The organism is Microbacterium sp. APC 3901 (genome assembly GCF_030407765.1).
In the GTDB taxonomy this organism is placed as follows: Bacteria; Actinomycetota; Actinomycetes; order Actinomycetales; family Microbacteriaceae; genus Microbacterium.
The window spans coordinates 48016-64521 of the sequence record NZ_JASDCU010000016.1 but is presented as its reverse complement, the minus strand read 5'-3'; the positions used below and the strand labels follow the sequence as shown (position 1 = coordinate 64521).

15 protein-coding genes are annotated in these 16506 nt (G+C 69.4%); 10 read left to right on the top strand and 5 right to left on the bottom strand.

What is annotated here, in order from left to right:
* Positions 1–186: 186 nt before the first annotated feature.
* On the bottom strand, positions 187–924 hold the full coding sequence (locus tag QMA07_RS14655; RefSeq protein ID WP_290163117.1) for an IclR family transcriptional regulator: 738 nt from the start codon (positions 922–924) through the stop codon (positions 187–189).
* Between the two features lie 91 nt (positions 925–1015).
* Here QMA07_RS14655 and hutH point away from each other — a divergent pair, with 91 nt between their 5' ends.
* Genes hutH through QMA07_RS14635 form a run of 4 tightly spaced genes read left to right on the top strand, consistent with a single transcriptional unit; the run spans position 1016 to position 6344 of the window.
* Positions 1016–2557 carry a histidine ammonia-lyase gene (gene hutH, locus QMA07_RS14650; protein ID WP_290163107.1) on the top strand — a complete coding sequence of 514 codons (1542 nt, stop codon included), beginning with the start codon at positions 1016–1018 and terminating at the stop codon, positions 2555–2557.
* Complete coding sequence (gene hutU / locus QMA07_RS14645) at positions 2550–4241, top strand: urocanate hydratase (RefSeq protein WP_290163105.1); 1692 nt, start codon at positions 2550–2552, stop codon at positions 4239–4241. Before hutH ends, hutU begins: the two co-directional genes overlap by 8 nt.
* Positions 4238–5458, top strand: coding sequence for an imidazolonepropionase (hutI, locus tag QMA07_RS14640; RefSeq protein WP_290163103.1), 1221 nt, complete (start codon positions 4238–4240; stop codon positions 5456–5458). Before hutU ends, hutI begins: the two co-directional genes overlap by 4 nt.
* Complete coding sequence (locus tag QMA07_RS14635) at positions 5439–6344, top strand: arginase family protein (protein WP_290163101.1); 906 nt, start codon at positions 5439–5441, stop codon at positions 6342–6344. Before hutI ends, QMA07_RS14635 begins: the two co-directional genes overlap by 20 nt.
* 121 nt (positions 6345–6465) lie before the next feature.
* Here QMA07_RS14635 and QMA07_RS14630 read toward each other — a convergent pair whose 3' ends face one another.
* Positions 6466–6714 carry a hypothetical protein gene (locus tag QMA07_RS14630; protein ID WP_290163099.1) on the bottom strand — a complete coding sequence of 83 codons (249 nt, stop codon included), beginning with the start codon at positions 6712–6714 and terminating at the stop codon, positions 6466–6468.
* 3 nt (positions 6715–6717) lie between these two features.
* The gene (locus QMA07_RS14625) at positions 6718–7995 is read right to left on the bottom strand and encodes a DUF445 domain-containing protein (protein WP_290163097.1); all 1278 of its coding nucleotides are present in this window, start codon (positions 7993–7995) and stop codon (positions 6718–6720) included.
* 76 nt (positions 7996–8071) lie between these two features.
* Between QMA07_RS14625 and QMA07_RS14620 the strand changes: the two genes are divergently transcribed.
* Positions 8072–8344: a metal-sensitive transcriptional regulator gene (locus tag QMA07_RS14620; RefSeq protein ID WP_042537810.1), complete on the top strand. Its 273-nt coding sequence runs from the start codon at positions 8072–8074 to the stop codon at positions 8342–8344.
* Positions 8345–8362: 18 nt separating this feature from the next.
* Here the strand turns inward: QMA07_RS14620 and QMA07_RS14615 are convergent, their stop codons facing one another.
* Positions 8363–9910, bottom strand: coding sequence for an amino acid permease (locus QMA07_RS14615; protein ID WP_290163093.1), 1548 nt, complete (start codon positions 9908–9910; stop codon positions 8363–8365).
* A 156-nt stretch (positions 9911–10066) separates the two neighbouring features.
* Between QMA07_RS14615 and QMA07_RS14610 the strand changes: the two genes are divergently transcribed.
* The 5 genes from QMA07_RS14610 to QMA07_RS14590 are packed head-to-tail and all read left to right on the top strand — an operon-like array spanning position 10067 to position 15088.
* Positions 10067–11422, top strand: coding sequence for a glutamine synthetase family protein (locus QMA07_RS14610; protein WP_290163091.1), 1356 nt, complete (start codon positions 10067–10069; stop codon positions 11420–11422).
* A complete protein-coding gene (locus tag QMA07_RS14605) occupies positions 11403–12155 on the top strand; it encodes a gamma-glutamyl-gamma-aminobutyrate hydrolase family protein (protein ID WP_290163089.1) in 753 nt (250 codons plus the stop codon). The genes QMA07_RS14610 and QMA07_RS14605 overlap by 20 nt, the downstream gene beginning before the upstream one ends.
* On the top strand, positions 12152–13513 hold the full coding sequence (locus tag QMA07_RS14600) for an aldehyde dehydrogenase family protein (RefSeq protein WP_290163087.1): 1362 nt from the start codon (positions 12152–12154) through the stop codon (positions 13511–13513). The genes QMA07_RS14605 and QMA07_RS14600 overlap by 4 nt, the downstream gene beginning before the upstream one ends.
* A gap of 32 nt (positions 13514–13545) precedes the next feature.
* Complete coding sequence (locus QMA07_RS14595; protein ID WP_290163085.1) at positions 13546–14325, top strand: 3-oxoacyl-ACP reductase; 780 nt, start codon at positions 13546–13548, stop codon at positions 14323–14325.
* Positions 14326–14359: 34 nt separating this feature from the next.
* The gene (locus tag QMA07_RS14590; RefSeq protein ID WP_290163083.1) at positions 14360–15088 is read left to right on the top strand and encodes a GntR family transcriptional regulator; all 729 of its coding nucleotides are present in this window, start codon (positions 14360–14362) and stop codon (positions 15086–15088) included.
* Between the two features lie 21 nt (positions 15089–15109).
* Here QMA07_RS14590 and QMA07_RS14585 read toward each other — a convergent pair whose 3' ends face one another.
* Positions 15110–16498 carry an aspartate aminotransferase family protein gene (locus QMA07_RS14585; RefSeq protein ID WP_290163082.1) on the bottom strand — a complete coding sequence of 463 codons (1389 nt, stop codon included), beginning with the start codon at positions 16496–16498 and terminating at the stop codon, positions 15110–15112.
* Positions 16499–16506: the final 8 nt, after the last annotated feature.

Genomic DNA, 16506 nt, shown 5'->3' with positions numbered 1-16506 from the left:
GAAGCTAAGCCTCACAGCGCCGATGGTACTGCAGGGGGGACCCTGTGGGAGAGTAGGACACCGCCGGACTTCTTTTATACAGAAAAGCCACCCAATGTTGGGTGGCTTTTCTGCGTTAACGTGCGTTCGCGATCGATGCGCACTTATGTTCGCGATCGAACCGCGCACCCACGGGTGCCTCTCACGTCATCTCTTGAGTCGGGATTCGAGCACCCCCGCCGTCTCGACCACCGAGTCTGCAAGCGAGCGCTCATCGAGTTCTCCGCCTGCCCAGGTCACTGCGACTGCGGCGACAGGCCACCCTGCGTGATCGCGGACGACAGCGCCGACACTGCGCAGTCCGTCTGCGACCTCGCTGTCCTCAGTCGCGTACCCGCGCTCGCGCACTGTGCGCAGCAGTTCGCGCAGCTGGCTCGGCTTTCGCGGGCCGCGACCCGTGCGGTCAGGGAAGGCCGAGGCGTTCGGGTACAGCGCACGCACCTGCTCGCGCGGGAGCGCGGCGAGCATCGCGCGACCGGACGCCGTGAGGTGGGCGGGGAGGCGCACTCCGACGTCCGTGACGAGTGCCTGCCGCCGCGGCGCGCGCTCCTCCACGATGTACAGCACATCACCACCGCTCATCACCGCGAGGTGAGTGCTCTCGCCGAGGCGGTCCGACAGCGCGGCGACGAGGGGGCGACCGATCCGAGCGAGCGGCTGCTGTCGCGCGTATCCGCCGGCGAGTTCGAACGCCGAAGTGCCGAGGCCCCAGCGTCGATCCTCCTTCATATGCAGCACGAAGCCGTGCGCCGCGAGGGTGGTGAGCAGGTGGTACACGGTCGACCGGGGCAGCTCGAGCTCCCGAGCGATCGCCGACGCGGCGACAGGCGCGGGGCGACCAGCCAGATAGCGCAGGATCCGCAGCGTATTGTCTGCTGCCGGCACACGGCTCGCGGTATCCGTCTTGTCTGGGATCACAGACACAGGATGCCACGAACCGCTGTCGCCCGCGACCCGGCGGGTGTGGAATCGAGACATGACCGAACTGCCCCCCGTCCTCGTCGGCGACGCCCCCCTGAGCCACGCCGATGTCGTCGCGGTCGCCCGACACGGAGCCCCCGTCACGATCAGTGCCGCAGCCCTCTCGCGAGTGGCTGACACGCGCCGCGTGATCGACGGACTCGCTGCCGACCCGAACCCGCATTACGGAGTGTCCACCGGGTTCGGCGCGCTCGCCACGACGTTCATCGCCCCGGATCGCCGCCTGCAGCTGCAAGCCAGCCTGATCCGTTCGCACGCGGCAGGAACCGGCGCCGAGGTCGAGCGTGAGGTCGTGCGCGGGCTGCAGCTGCTGCGCCTCCAGACGCTGGTCTCGGGGCGAACGGGTGTGCGCCCCGTCGTCGTCGAGACGTACGCGGCGCTGCTGAACGCAGGCATCACCCCGATCGTCCGCGAGTACGGCTCCCTCGGCTGCTCGGGCGACCTGGCACCGCTGGCCCATATCGCCCTCGCCACCATGGGCGAGGGCGACGTCCGCACAGCCGATGGCGAACTCGCTCCGGCATCCGACGCGCTCTCGGCCGCTGGCATCGAGCCGCTCACCCTCGTCGAGAAAGAGGGGCTCGCGCTGATCAACGGCACCGACGGGATGCTCGGCATGCTCGTGCTCGCGCTGCACGACCTCGAGACCCTGCTGCTCACGGCAGACATGGCGGCGGCGATGTCGGTCGAGTCGCAGATGGGGACGGATGCCGTCTTCGCGGCCGACCTCATGGCGCTGCGTCCGCAGTCGGGTCAGGCGGAGTCGGCCTCGAACCTCCGGGCGTTCCTGGGGGACTCGCCCATCGTGCACAGTCACAAGGGCCCGGAGGACGGTCGAGTGCAGGACGCGTACTCGCTGCGCTGCTCGCCTCAGGTGCATGGGACCGCACGTGACACGATGGGCTACGCCTCGACCATCGCCGAGCGAGAGCTCGCGAGCGTGATCGACAACCCGGTCATCACCCTCGACGGCCGCATCGAGTCGAACGGCAATTTCCACGGTGCCCCGGTGGCGGCGGTGCTCGACTTCCTCGCGATCTCCGTGGCAGACGTCGCGTCGATCTCGGAGCGTCGCACTGACCGGGCGCTCGACCCGGCACGCAACCACGGCCTGCCTCCGTTCCTGGCAGACGAGGTCGGCGTCGACTCAGGGCTGATGATCGCGCAATACGCATCCGCGGGCATCGTCTCGGAGCTGAAGCGACTCGCTGTGCCGGCATCCGTCGATTCGATCCCCTCGTCGGCGATGCAGGAGGACCACGTGTCGATGGGGTGGGCCGCGGCCCGCAAGCTCCGTCGGGCGATCGACGGACTCGGCCGTGTGATCGCGATCGAGATCCTCACCGGGGCGCGCGCCCTCGACCTCCGAGCCCCTCTGCAGGCGGGACCCGCGACCGGCGCCGTGCGCGATCTGGTGCGCACCGTCGCCGCAGGACCGGGGCCCGACCGATTCCTCTCTCCCGACATCGAAGCCGTGACCGCACTCGTGCAGTCCGGCACCATCGCCCGCATCGCAAAGGAGCACGCGCATGACTGACCCGTCGACAAGCTCAGGGACCACCGCGTCGACGAACTCGGGACCCCGCGTGGTCCGGGCCGCCCGCGGCAACCAGCGCACGGCCAAGAGCTGGGGTGCCGAAGCCGCCAAGCGGATGCTGATGAACAACCTCGACGCCGAGGTCGCCGAGCACCCCGAAGACCTCGTCGTCTACGGCGGCACCGGCAAGGCGGCACGAAGCTGGGAGGCGTACGACGCGATCGTCCGCACCCTCGACGAGCTCGAGCCCGATGAGACGCTGCTCGTGCAGTCGGGTAAGCCGGTCGGCGTCTTCCGCACCCACGAATGGGCGCCGCGGGTGCTCATCGCCAACTCGAACCTCGTGGGCGATTGGGCGAACTGGCCTGAGTTCCGCCGCCTCGAAGAGCTCGGCCTGATCATGTACGGCCAGATGACCGCTGGGTCATGGATCTACATCGGAACCCAGGGAATCCTGCAGGGAACCTACGAGACGTTCTCGGCCGTCGCCCGATCTCTCGGCAGGGAATCGCTGAAGGGCACGCTGACGCTGACCGGCGGTGCCGGCGGAATGGGTGGCGCGCAGCCGCTCGCCGTCACCCTCAACGACGGAGCGGTGCTCATCGTCGACGTCGACGAGTCGCGCCTCGCCCGTCGGGTCGAGCACGGATACCTCGACGAGTACACGACCGACCTCGACGAGGCGGTCGTCCGCGTCGTCGCTGCGAAGGATGCCGGGGAGGCTCTGTCGGTCGGTGTCGTCGGCAACGCTGCGGACGTCTTCCCCGAGCTGCTGCGACGGGGCGTGCCGATCGACATCGTCACCGACCAGACCAGTGCCCACGATCCGCTCGCGTACCTGCCGGTCGGCATCACGGTCGCCGAGTGGAAGGCCGAGGCCGAGCGGGACGCCGAGGAGTTCACCCGCCGCTCCCGCGAATCGATGGCGCAGCACGTCGCCGCGATGGTCGCGTTCCAGGACGCAGGCGCCGCGGTGTTCGACTACGGCAACTCGATCCGCGCCGAGGCGCAGCTGGGCGGGTTCGACCGTGCCTTCGAGTTCCCCGGTTTCGTGCCGGCGTACATCCGCCCGCAGTTCGAAGAGGGGCGTGGACCCTTCCGCTGGGCCGCGCTCTCGGGAGACCCCGAGGACATCTACAAGACCGACCGCGCGATCGCCGAGCTGTTCCCCGCAGACAAGGCTCTGCACCGCTGGCTCGAGAAGGCCGGCGAGAAGGTGCACTTCGAGGGTCTGCCCGCCCGCATCTGCTGGCTCGGCTACAAAGAGCGTCACCTGGCGGGCCTCAAGTTCAACGAGATGGTCGCGTCGGGTGAGCTGGCGGCGCCGATCGTGATCGGCCGCGACCACCTGGATTCGGGTTCGGTCGCGTCGCCGTACCGCGAGACCGAGGCCATGAAGGACGGGTCGGATGCCATCGCCGACTGGCCGCTGCTGAACGCGCTGCTCAACACGGCATCCGGCGCTTCGTGGGTGTCGCTGCACCACGGCGGCGGCGTCGGGATCGGCCGCTCGATCCACGCAGGCCAGGTCACCGTGGCCGACGGTTCGGCGCTCGCCGCCGAGAAGCTCGAACGTGTGCTCACGAACGACCCGGGCACCGGTGTCATGCGACACGTCGATGCCGGGTACGAGCACGCTCGCGACGTCGCCCGGGAGCGTGGCCTGAAGGTGCCGATGCTATGAGCACGACGTTGATCACGAACATCGGAGAGCTGACGACCAATGTCGGCTCGTCTGGGGGAGACCGTTTCGGGACCCTGGTCGATGCGGCCGTTCTCATCGACGGCGAGCGGATCGCCTGGGTCGGGTCCGCCGCCGACGCGCCGGATGCCGGCGAGATCGTGGATGCATCCGGTCGCGCCGTCATCCCGGGGTTCGTCGACAGTCACAGCCACCTCGTGTTCGGCGGCGATCGCGCCGCCGAGTTCGAGGCACGGATGGCCGGGCAGAATTACGCGGCCGGCGGCATACGCTCGACGGTCGCGGCGACCCGGGCAGCGAGCGATGACGAGCTGCGCGCGCGACTGCGTGGATTCCTCGACGAGATGCTCGCGCAGGGCACGACGACGGTCGAGATCAAGAGCGGGTACGGGCTGAGCGTCGAGGGCGAGGAGCGCCTGGTGCGCCTCGCCGCCGAGGTCACACAGGAAGTCACGTTCCTCGGCGCGCATGTCGTTCCGGCCGAGTACGCCGACCGCGCCGACGAGTACGTCGGCCTGGTGACCGGCCCGATGCTCGATGCATGCGCGCCGCACGCGAAGTGGATCGACGTGTTCTGCGAGACCGGGGCGTTCTCGGTCGAGCAGTCCCGGCGCGTGCTCGAAGCCGGCATCGCGAAGGGCCTCTTGCCCCGCGTGCACGCGAGCCAGCTCGGTCCGGGTGAGGGAGTCGGTCTCGCGGTCGAGCTCGGCGCGGCGTCGGTCGACCACGGCACCTACCTGACGGATGCGGATGTCGCTGCGCTCGCGGCATCCGACACCGTGCTCACGCTGCTGCCCGGCGTCGAGTTCTCGACCCGCCAGCCGTACCCCGATGCGCGTCGACTGATCGATGCGGGCGTCACGGTCGCGATCGCGTGCGACACGAACCCGGGGTCGAGCTTCACGTCATCGATGTCGTTCTGCATCGCTCTCGCCGTGCGCGACATGGGGATGACACCCGCCGAGGCCGTGTGGGCGGCGACCGCTGGTGGCGCCCTGGCGCTGCGGCGCGACGACGTCGGTGTGATCGCACCCGGGGCGCGGGCGGATCTCGTGCTGCTGAAGTCTCCCACCCGCATCCATCTCGCCTACCGTCCGGGGGTGCTGCTCGTCGAGCAGGTCTGGAAAGACGGGGTCGCGGTCTTCACGGCACCCGGAACGCCGCGAGGAACGGAGAGTCATGGCCCTGTCGCACGATGACCTGTGGCCGCGTGCCGGCTCCTGGCCCGCGTTCGCTGCGGGGGACGACGCCGATGCCGTGCTGCTCGGCGTTGCCACATGGCGCACGTCGCTGTCGCCGACGGGCGCGCACGCGACACCCGCCGCGATCCGCGATGCGCTCACCCGCTACAGCGCCACCCTCATGGGCCCGCCGGTGGTCGATCTCGCCCAGGCGCTGCGCGTGCTCGACGCCGGTGATGTGGCCGAGCCGGACGGCGAACCCGGCATCGCCGCGACGGTCGCCCGGGTGCGCGAGCTCGCCGACGCCACACGTCTCGTCATCGCGCTCGGCGGCGACAACGCTCTGACCTATCCGGTCGCGCGCGGCGCGGGGGCCACCGGACTGATCACGATCGACGCGCACTTCGACCTGCGCGACGGGGTGTCGAACGGCTCCCCGGTACGTCGGCTGGTCGAGGATGCGCCGGTCGGCGAGCGGATCGATCCCACGCGTATCGTCCAGATCGGCATCGCGGACTTCGCGAACTCGGCCGCGTATGCCGCGAGGGCGGCCGACTGGGGCATCCGCGTGATCACGCTCGACGAGGTGCGCCGTCGCGGTATCGCCGACGTCGTCGCCGAAGCCACGCGCGTCGCGGGAGCGGGCGCCGGCGCCCGCATCCACCTCGACGTCGACGTCGATGCGGCCGATCGCGCCGCAGCGCCCGGCTGCCCGGCATCCGTCCCCGGCGGGTTCGCCGCGTGGGAGCTGCGCGCCCTCGTGCGTTCGATCGCGGCGGACCCACGCGTCGTGAGCGCCGACATCGCCGAGGTCGACTCGACGGCCGACACCGACGACCTGCGCACGGTGCGACTGGCCGCGCTGTGCGTGCTGGAGATGCTCGCGGCCCTCGCCACCCGCTGACGGAGGGTTCTATCCGCGCAGCGTCAGTGATGCTCGCTCGCGAGGGTACCTGACCGCCATGACGGTCAGGAGCGCGACCGGGCCCCAAAGGAAGAGGTTCACAGCGCGAGCGTGCCGGACCTCAGAGGCCGGCAGCCCTCTCCAGCTGCGCGAGCCTCTGCTCGGGGTTCCCGGTGAGCGTCACGATCGACGGCGCGAGTCCGTCGCGGTCGAGGTCGTCGAGGGCTTCGAGGAGGGCATCCTCCATCGCCTCGCGGAGCTCGGGATCCTCCTCATCGGGCACGGCGATCGCGTGCCGTGGGTCCAGCGGCACGACGGCGATCAGATCGACATCGGCCATGGAGGTCTCGACCAGCTCGACGATCCGCACGCGTCAGACCCCGGGAATGACCAGGTGCGCGATCGTGAAGATCGCGAGGCCCGCGAGTGCGCCGACGAACGTGCCGTTCAGGCGGATGTACTGCAGGTCGCGGCCGACCATGAGCTCGATCTTCTCGGTGGTCTCGACCGGGTCCCAGCGTTCGACGGTGTCGGTGATGATCGACGCGATGTCGTGGCGGTAGCGGTCGACGAGGAACACGGCGGCATCCGACACCCACGTGTCGACGCGGTGCTGCAGCGCGGCATCCGTCGTCAGCCGTTGGCCGACCTCCTGCAGAGCCTGGGCCGCGCGCACGCGCAGTCCGCTCTCGGGGTCGGCGAGGGCGGCGAGCAGTCCGTTCTTGGCCGTGTTCCACGCCTCGGCGGCGAGGGCGCCCACGCGGGGGCTGTCGAACAGCGACGACTTGGCGTTCTCGAGCTTGGCCCGGGTCTCCGGGTCGTTCTGCAGGCTGTCGGCGAGGCGGGCGAGGTATCCATCGACGGCGATACGAGCCGGATGCTGTGGATCAGCCTGCACAGCGCGGACGAACTTGACGGCTTCGTTGTAGGCGGTGTCGTCGACGAATCGGTGCGCGAGCTTCGGCACCCATCCGGGCAGCCTGCGTGAGATGAGCCCCGAGAATGACTCGGCGTTCGCGTCGAGCCATCGGCCGATGCTGTCGGCGGCGAGGTCGACGGCTCCGTGGTGCGCGCCGGCCTCGACGATCTTCTCGAGCCAGGCGCCGGCGGGCGGGCCCCACTCGGGGGAGACGAGGTGCTCACGGGCCAGGTCGGTGATGAGGTCGCGCACGTCGTCATCGCTGAGGGCGTTGAGCACGGCGGTCGCGATCGTCGCTCCCTCGGCGCCCACGCGCTCTGCATGGGCGGGCTCGCTCAGCCATTCGCCGGCGCGCTTCGCGATCGCGGTGCTGGCGAGCTTGGTGCGCACCACGCTCGCCTCGAGGAAGTTCGTCTCGACGAACTCGCCCAGTGTGCGGCCGATCTCGTCCTTGCGGTTCGGGATGATCGCGGTGTGCGGGATCGGCAGGCCGAGCGGCCGGCGGAACAGCGCGGTCACGGCGAACCAGTCGGCCAGGGCGCCGACCATGCCGCCCTCTGCGGCTGCCCGGACATAACCCAGCCAGGGCTGCCGCTCCTGGAACGCGAACGCGAAGACGAAGACGACGGCCATGAAGATCAGTGCGCCCAGCGCGACGGCCTTCATGCGTCGAAGCGCGCGAAGCCGCGCCTGGTCTGCGGGCGACAGGAGCGCCATCGGTGTTCGCGGCATGACGTCATCCTTTCACGGGGAGTTCCCCCTGAGCTCGGCCAGCGCCACACGCGCAGGACCCGAGTACCCTCGAAACGTGATCGAAGACATCAAGAAGCGTGCCCTGCACCGCACCAGCATCCTCGAAGGTCAGATGCGCGGCGTCGCGCGGATGATCGAGAACGAGGAGTACTGCATGGACATCATCACGCAGTCCCGCGCGATCCAGCGATCACTGGAGTCACTCAACCGCCTGCTGCTCGAGAACCACCTGCGCACGCATGTGACGCACATGTTCGACGAAGGCGGGGAGGAGCGCGACAAGGCTGTCGACGAGCTGCTCAAGGCGTTCGACTTCGACCGCAAGTAGAGCCGCGCTCCTCCGTCATCACCGCTTGCCGTCGAAGATCTCGCCCTCCATCGCGTCGTAGCCCTCGGCCTGCGGGTCGCCGTGCGAGCCGCCCGACAGCGCGTACTCCTCCTCGGGGGAGAGGATGAGGCGGTGGCGGAAGAACAGGCCGAACCCGAGCAGGATGATCGCGTAGACGATCGCGATCGCGATGATCGCCGGGCCGAACGTCGGGTTGAGCAGGAAGCCGACGAAGATCAGTGCGGCGATCACCAGGGCGATCACGGCACCCGGAATGCCCCACGGGCTCACGTACGGCCGGTCGACGTTCGGGAACTTCTTGCGCAGGATGATGAACGACACGAGCTGAAGCGCGTAAGCGACGACGGCTCCCCAGACGGCGATGTTCAGCACGATCGCACCCGCGACGTTTCCCGCACCCTCGGAGTCGACGGCGGTGAGCACATCGAGCACGATCAGGGCGACGAAGCCGATCGCCGCACCCACGGTGAGTGCGACCCACGGTGTCTGGCGCTTGCCGGTGAGCGAGAGGAAGCGCGGGTAGTACCCGGCGCGAGACAGTGAGTACATGTTGCGTCCGTAGGCGAACATGATGCCCTGCAGCGAGGCGAGCAGACCGATCAGCGCGAACAGCGCGAGCACGGCAGCGAGCTGGTCGCCCACGATCGCGCGGAAGCCGTCGAGCAGCGGCTCGCCCGCGGTGCCTGTCGCCTCGGCGCCGAGCACGCCGGTGTTCAGGAAGAGCACCAGCAGGCCGGTGACGATGAGCGTGCCGCGAGCCCAGAATCCCGCCTTGGGGATGTCACGCGTCGGGTTGTGCGATTCCTCCGCCGCGAGCGGCAGCTCCTCGATCCCCAGGAAGAACCACATCGCGAACGGCAGCGCGAACAGGATCGGCAGGACGCCGTGAGGGAGGAACGCGGTCTGGCCCTCGTCGGGGACGATGTCCCACAGGGCATCCCAGGAGAACGCACCCGAGAAGAGCGCCATGGCCGAGAAGACCAGGATGATGCCGATCGAGATCACCGACACGATGATCGCGAAACGGAAGGAGATCGCGGCGCCCGCGGAGTTCAGGGCGATGAAGACGATGTAGAGGATGAGGTACCAGACCCATCCGGGTAGTTCGAGCCCGAGCAGCTCGCTCGTGATGCCGTTGGCATACGACGCCGAGAAGTAGACGATCACCGCCGTGGTCGCGACGTACTCGATGGTCTCGGCGGCGCCGGTGACGAGGCCGCCCCACGGGCCCATGGCCGAGCGGGCGAACGAGTAGGCGCCGCCGGTGTGCGGCATCGCGGCCGCCATCTCGCCGATCGCGAAGATCATGCCGTAGTACATCGCCACGAGGATCGCGAAGGCGATGAGCATCCCGCCGAAGCCGGCGAAGTCGATGCCGAAGTTCCACCCCGAGAAGTCGCCCGAGATCACGGCGGCGACCGCGAGACCCCACAGGCCCCAGACGCCGGCCGACCTCTTCAGGGTGCGTTTCTCGAAATAGTCACTCCCGGCGCGTGTATAGGTCGCTCCGGCGACCTTGCGGGATTCATTGCTCTGCTGGGACATCCGCTCTCCGTTCGCATGCGTGCAGGCGCCGCGTGCACCTTGCGGATGATTGTGACAGTCAATGGTGGTTTCGTCTACCTTTAAACGGCAAGGTGATCTACTCTGAGGGCGAAGCCGGTCGGCCGATCGCTTCACAGCACGAGAACGGAGCGTCAGATGGCGGGCAACCTGAGCATCGAACAGCTGGATGCCGGCATCGCCGCCGGCGAGATCGACACGGTGATCGTGGCCTTCGCCGACGCCCAGGGTCGGCTGGTCGGCAAGCGCGTGTCGGCGCGGCTGTTCCAGGAGGACATCCTGGCCCACGGTGCCGAGGCCTGCGACTACCTGCTCTCGGTCGACGTCGACATGAACACCGTCGACGGATACGCGATGTCGGGCTGGGATCGCGGCTACGGCGACATGGTGCTGAAGCCCGATGTCGAGACGATGCGCAACATCCCGTGGCTCGACGGCACCGCGCTGGTCATGGCCGATCTCGTCTGGCAGAACGGCGAGCCCGTCGGGCCGTCGCCGCGTGCGATCCTCGACCGCCAGCGCGATCGCCTCGCCGAGCGAGGCTGGACCGCCTACTCGGGCACCGAGCTCGAGTTCATCGTCTTCGACGACACCTACCGCGAGGCGTGGGCGCGCAAGTACGAAGGGCTCACGCCGGCGACCGACTACAACGTCGACTACAACCTGCTCGCCTCGACCCGCATGGAGCCGCTGCTGCGCGACATCCGCAACAGCATGGACGGTGCGGGTCTGTACTGCGAGGGAGTGAAGGGCGAATGCAACTTCGGCCAGCAGGAGATCGCGTTCCGGTATGCGGAGGTGCGCGAGACCGCCGACCAGCATGCGATCTACAAGAACGGTGCGAAGGAGATCGCTGAACAGCACGGCAAGGCGCTCACCTTCATGGCCAAGTTCAATGAGCGGGAGGGCAACAGCTGTCACATCCACCTGTCGCTGCGCGACGAGTCGGGTGCTCCGGTCATGGCGGGCGACGGCGAGCACGGCTTCAGTCCCGTGATGGAGCACTGGATCGCCGGCATCCTCGCCACTCTGCGCGATTTCACCCTGCTGCTCGCCCCGAACATCAACTCGTACAAGCGCTTCGCGAAGGGCAGCTTCGCGCCGACAGGTGTGGCGTGGGGCATCGACAACCGCACATGCGCGCTGCGAGTGGTCGGATCAGGCTCGGGGCTGCGCGTCGAGAACAGGGTGCCCGGGGGCGACGTGAACCCCTACCTCGCGATCTCCGCGATCATCGCGGGCGGTCTGCACGGCATCGAGAACGAGCTGCCGCTGCCCGAGCGGTTCACCGGCAATGCGTACGAAGCGGGCGTCGATCATCTGCCGACGACACTGCGCGAGGCGGCGAAGCTCTTCAGCGAGTCGGCCGTCGCGCGGGCGGCCTTCGGCGACGACGTGGTCGAGCACTACCTGAACCAGGCCCGCATCGAGGTCGAGGCCTACGACGCGGCCGTCACCGACTGGGAGCGCATCCGTGGTTTCGAGCGTCTCTGACCCGGCGCCGCTGATCGGCGTCACCACGTACCTCGAGCGCGCGCAGCAGGGGGTGTGGGATGTGCGGGCGGCGTTCCTGCCTGAGCAGTACCTCACGAGCGTGACCTCGGTCGGCGGCATCGCGCTTCTTCTCCCACCGCAGGATCCGGATGCTGCAGGTGCCGCGATCTCGGGCATGCACGGCCTCGTGCTCTCCGGCGGGGCGGACGTCGCCCCCGAGCTGTACGGCGAGGACCGGCATCCGCTCACCGACCCCGCCCGTGTCGATCGCGATGCGTGGGAGCTCGCGCTGTTCCGCGCGGCGGAGCGCCGCGGCATCCCGGTGCTCGCGATCTGTCGAGGCCTGCAGCTCGTGAACGTCGCGCGCGGCGGCACCCTGCAGCAGCATCTGCCCGAATCGCTCGGCACCGAGAAGTACCGCATCGGCGGAGGGGTCTTCGCCGAGAACGACGTCGAAGTGTCGACCGAGACGCCTCTCGCCGAGATCATCGGCGAGACCGAGATGCGCGTGCACAGCTATCACCACCAGGGCGTCGACCGCCTCGGCGAGGGGCTCGTGGCTGCGGCGCACTCCGATGACGGCCTCGTGCAGGCCTTCGTCGACACCTCTGGTGCCCACATCGTCGGCGTCCAATGGCACCCCGAGGAGAACGCCGAGGACCGGCGGCTCTTCGCAGATCTCGTCTCACAGGCCCGCGCGTTCGCCGCGCGGGGGAAGGAGGACGCCCGATGAGCGCGTTCACAGTCATCAACCCGTCGACCGGCGCGGCGATCCGCGAGGTCGCGCGCGCCGACATCGGAGAGACGGATGCCGCGATCGCGCGCGCCGTCGCGGCGCAGCGCCGATGGGCCGCGCTCGCGCCCGTCGCTCGAGCCGATGCGCTGCGTGCCTTCGCTCGTGCCGTCGAGGCCGCCACAGAGGAGCTGGCGCAGCTCGAGGTGCGGAACTCCGGGCATCCGATCGGCTCCGCCCGGTGGGAGGCGGGCCATGTCGCCCAGGTGCTCAACTACTACTCGGCCGACCCCGAGCGGCTGTCGGGCCGTCAGATCCCGGTGGCGGGCGGGCTCGATGTCACCTTCCACGACCCGTACGGAGTCGTCGGGGTGATCGTGCCGTGGAACTTCCCCATGACGATCGCCGCGTGGGCGTTCGCGCCGGCGCTCGCCGCGGGCAACGCCGTGGTGCTGAAGCCCGCGGAGCTCACGCCGCTCACGGCCATCCGACTCGGAGAGCTGGCCCTCGAGGCCGGGCTGCCCGAAGGGCTCTTCGAGGTCGTCACCGGATCGGGTTCGGTCGTCGGGCAGCGGCTCGTCGAGCATCCGGATGTGCGCAAGGTGGTCTTCACCGGATCGACCGAGGTCGGCATCGAGGTCGCCGCCGGCTGCGCGCGTGCGCTCAAACCCGTCACCCTCGAGCTCGGCGGCAAGAGCGCCAACATCGTCTTCGCGGACGCCGATCTCGAGAAGGCCGTCGCTGCGGTTCCCGGATCCGTGTTCGACAATGCGGGCCAGGACTGCTGCGCCCGCAGTCGCCTTCTCGTGCAGCGGTCCGTGTACGACCGGTTCCTCGAGATGCTCGAACCGGCTGTCGCCGCCTGGCGGGTGGGTGACCCGTCGAGTGCCGACACCGACATGGGGCCACTCATCTCGGCCGCCCACCGCGACACGGTGTCGGGGTTCCTGGACGATGCGAACATCGCATTCCGCGGCAGCGCTCCGAGCGGCGACGGATTCTGGTTCGCTCCCGCCGTGGTGCTCGCCGATCCCTCAGACCGGATCGCCCAGCAGGAGGTGTTCGGCCCGGTCGTCGCGGTGATGCCGTTCGAGGACGAGGCCGACGCGATCCGCCTGGCGAACGACACCGCCTACGGTCTCGCCGGCTCGATCTGGACCGAGAGCCTCGGCCGCGCCGTGCGTGTGTCCCGCGGGGTGCAGAGCGGCGTGCTGTCGGTGAACTCGCACTCTTCGGTGCGGTACGCGACGCCGTTCGGCGGCATGAAGGCGTCGGGCCTCGGGCGTGAGCTCGGGCCCGACGCCGCCGAGCACTTCACCGAGACGAAGAACGTCTTCTTCGCGACCGACGAATCCTGACCCGCTCACACACCCTGCAACGGAGAACACACATGACCATCGATCTGACCCAGCGCCTCAAGGACCGCGTCGCCATCATCACGGGCGGCGCGAGCGGAATCGGCTTCGCCACAGCCCAGCGCTTCGCCGCCGAGGGCGCGTTCGTCGTCATCGCCGACGTCGACCCCGCCACGGGCGAAGCGGCCGCGGCCGAGGTGGGCGGTGTGTTCCGTCCGGTCGACGTCGCCGACGAGGCCATGGTCAACACCCTGTTCGACGGGGTCGCCGCGGAGTTCGGCCGCATCGACATCGCGTTCAACAACGCGGGAATCTCGCCCGCCGACGACGACTCGATCGAGACGACCGAGCTGCCGGCCTGGGATCGCGTGCAGGACGTGAACCTCAAGAGCGTGTACTTGTGCAGCCGCGCCGCGCTGCGTCACATGGTGCCGGTGGGCCGCGGGTCGATCATCAACACGGCCTCGTTCGTGGCGTTGCTGGGGTCGGCGACCTCGCAGATCAGCTACACCGCATCGAAGGGCGGCGTGCTCGCGATGTCGCGCGAGCTCGGCGTGCAGTTCGCCCGGCAGGGTGTGCGCGTCAACGCGCTGTGCCCCGGACCGGTGAACACCCCGCTGCTGCAGGAGCTCTTCGCAAAAGATCCCGAGCGCGCGCAGCGCCGACTCGTGCACGTGCCGATGGGGCGCTTCGCCGAACCGTCGGAGCTGGCAGCGGCCGTGGCCTTCCTCGCCTCGGACGACTCGTCGTTCATCACGGCCAGCGCCTTCGTCGTCGACGGCGGCATCACCAACGCCTACGTCACCCCGCTGTGAAGCGGGACCATGTCGCTGTGACAGGCTGAGAAGCATGAGCGAGCACCCATCCGACGGCGATCTCGTCGGGGTGCGCCGGGCGGTCTACCGTCCGCTGCGCCGAGGAAACGCCCTCGAGGATGCGGTCGCTCGGCTCGTGCAGACCATCCGTCTCGGCGTGGTCGCGCCGGGAGAGTCCCTGCCTCCCGAGCGCGAGCTCGCGGCATCCTTCGGAGTGAGCCGCGACACCGTGCGCGAGGCGATCCGCGAGCTCGCCGACACCGGCTATCTGGTTCCGAAGCGTGGTCGGTACGGCGGCACGTTCGTCGCGGATCCGCTGCCGCAGCCCTCGGATGCCGGAGCGGTGACCGCCGCCGAGATCGACGACGTTCTGGGGCTTCGCCGGGTGCTCGAGACCGGCGCGGTGCGTGCGGCTGCGGGTCGCGCTCTGGATGCGGCGACTCGTGCCGACCTGTGGGCCCGGCACGAGGCGGCGCTTCCGGCCGGACCAGAGGAGTACCGCCGTCTCGACACCCTGCTGCACCTCGCGATCGCCGAGGCCGCCGGCATCCCCTCGCTCGTCGCTCTGGTCGCCGAGAACCGGGCGGATGTCAACGCGTGGCTCGACACGTTCCCGCTGATGCCACGCAACATCCAGCACTCGGGCGAGCAGCACGAGCGCATCGTCACGGCGATCCTGGCCGGGCGCCCCGACGTCGCCGAGGCCGCGATGCGTGATCATCTCGCGGGCTCCGAGGCGCTGCTGCGCGGATTCCTGGTCTGAACCCGCGCAGCAGCGGCAGAGTCAGCTCGCGGCGTGCTCGTCGGCGACGGCGAGGGCCTCGTCGAGCACGGCGAGACCGCGCACCAGATCGTCCTCGCGGATCACGAGCGGCGGAGCCACGTGCATACGGTTGAAGTGCGTGAACGGCCAGACGCCGGCCTTCTTCGCCGCGGCGGCGAATGCGGCGACCGGCGCAGCATCCGATCCGCTCGCGTTGAACGGCACGAGCGGCTCGCGCGTCTGCTTGTCGCGCACGAGCTCGACGGCCCAGAAGAGACCGCGCCCGCGCACCTCTCCGACACTCGGGTGGGTGTCGACCCAGCGGCGCAGGGTCGGCTCGACGACGCGCTCGCCCAGGTCGCGCACGCGCTCGAGGATGCCGTCTCGGCGGAACACCTCGAAGGTCGCGACACCGGCGGCGCACGCGAGCGGGTGGCCCGAGTACGTCAATCCGCCCGCGAACGGCGTGGTGTCGAAGGCGCGCGCGATCCGCTCGGAGATGACGACGCCGCCGAGCGGGACATAGCCGGAGTTCACGCCCTTGGCGAAGGTGATCAGGTCGGGGCGCCCGTCGTAGGCGTCGATGCCGAACCACTCGCCGAGCCGCCCGAAGCCGACCATGACCTCGTCGGCGATGTAGACGATGCCGTAGCGATCGCACAGTTCGCGCACGCCCTGCAGATAGCCGGGCGGCGGCACGAGCACGCCGTTCGTGCCGACGACCGTCTCGATGATGATCGCGGCGATCGTCTGAGGCCCCTCGAGCTGGATCGTCTGCTCGAGGTGGGCGAGCGCGCGCTCGGATTCCTGCTCCGGCGTCTCGGCGTGGAACGGCGAGCGGTAGAGGTACGGTCCGAAGAAGCGCACGGCGCCCGAGTCGGGCGTGCCGTTGGCCCATCGGCGGGGGTCGCCCGTCAGCGAGATCGCCGTCGATGTGGAGCCGTGGTAGCTGCGGTACATCGAGAGCACCTTGTGGCGGCCGGTCGACTGGCGGGCCATGCGCACCGCGTATTCGTTGGCCTCGGCGCCGCCGTTCGTGAAGAAGACCTTCTCGAACCCCTCGGGTGCGACCTCGACGATGAGCCGGGCGAGCTCGCCCCGCACGTCGTTGGCCATGGCCGGCTGGATCGTCGACAGGCGCCCGGCCTGCTGCTGGATCGCCGCCACGAGATCGGGATGCTGGTGGCCGAGGTTCAGGTTCACCAGCTGGCTCGAGAAGTCGAGGTAGGCGTTGCCTGCGTAGTCCCAGAACGTCGCACCCTCGCCCGCCGCGACGGGCAGCGGGTCGATGAGTCCCTGAGCGCTCCAGGAGTGGAAGACGTGGCCGCGGTCGTCCGCCCGCACCTGCGCCTCGGCCTCGGGGGCGGGGAGCGGGTGCGATGCGCCGTGGCGATCGGTGAAGGTCGTCATGTCGTGTG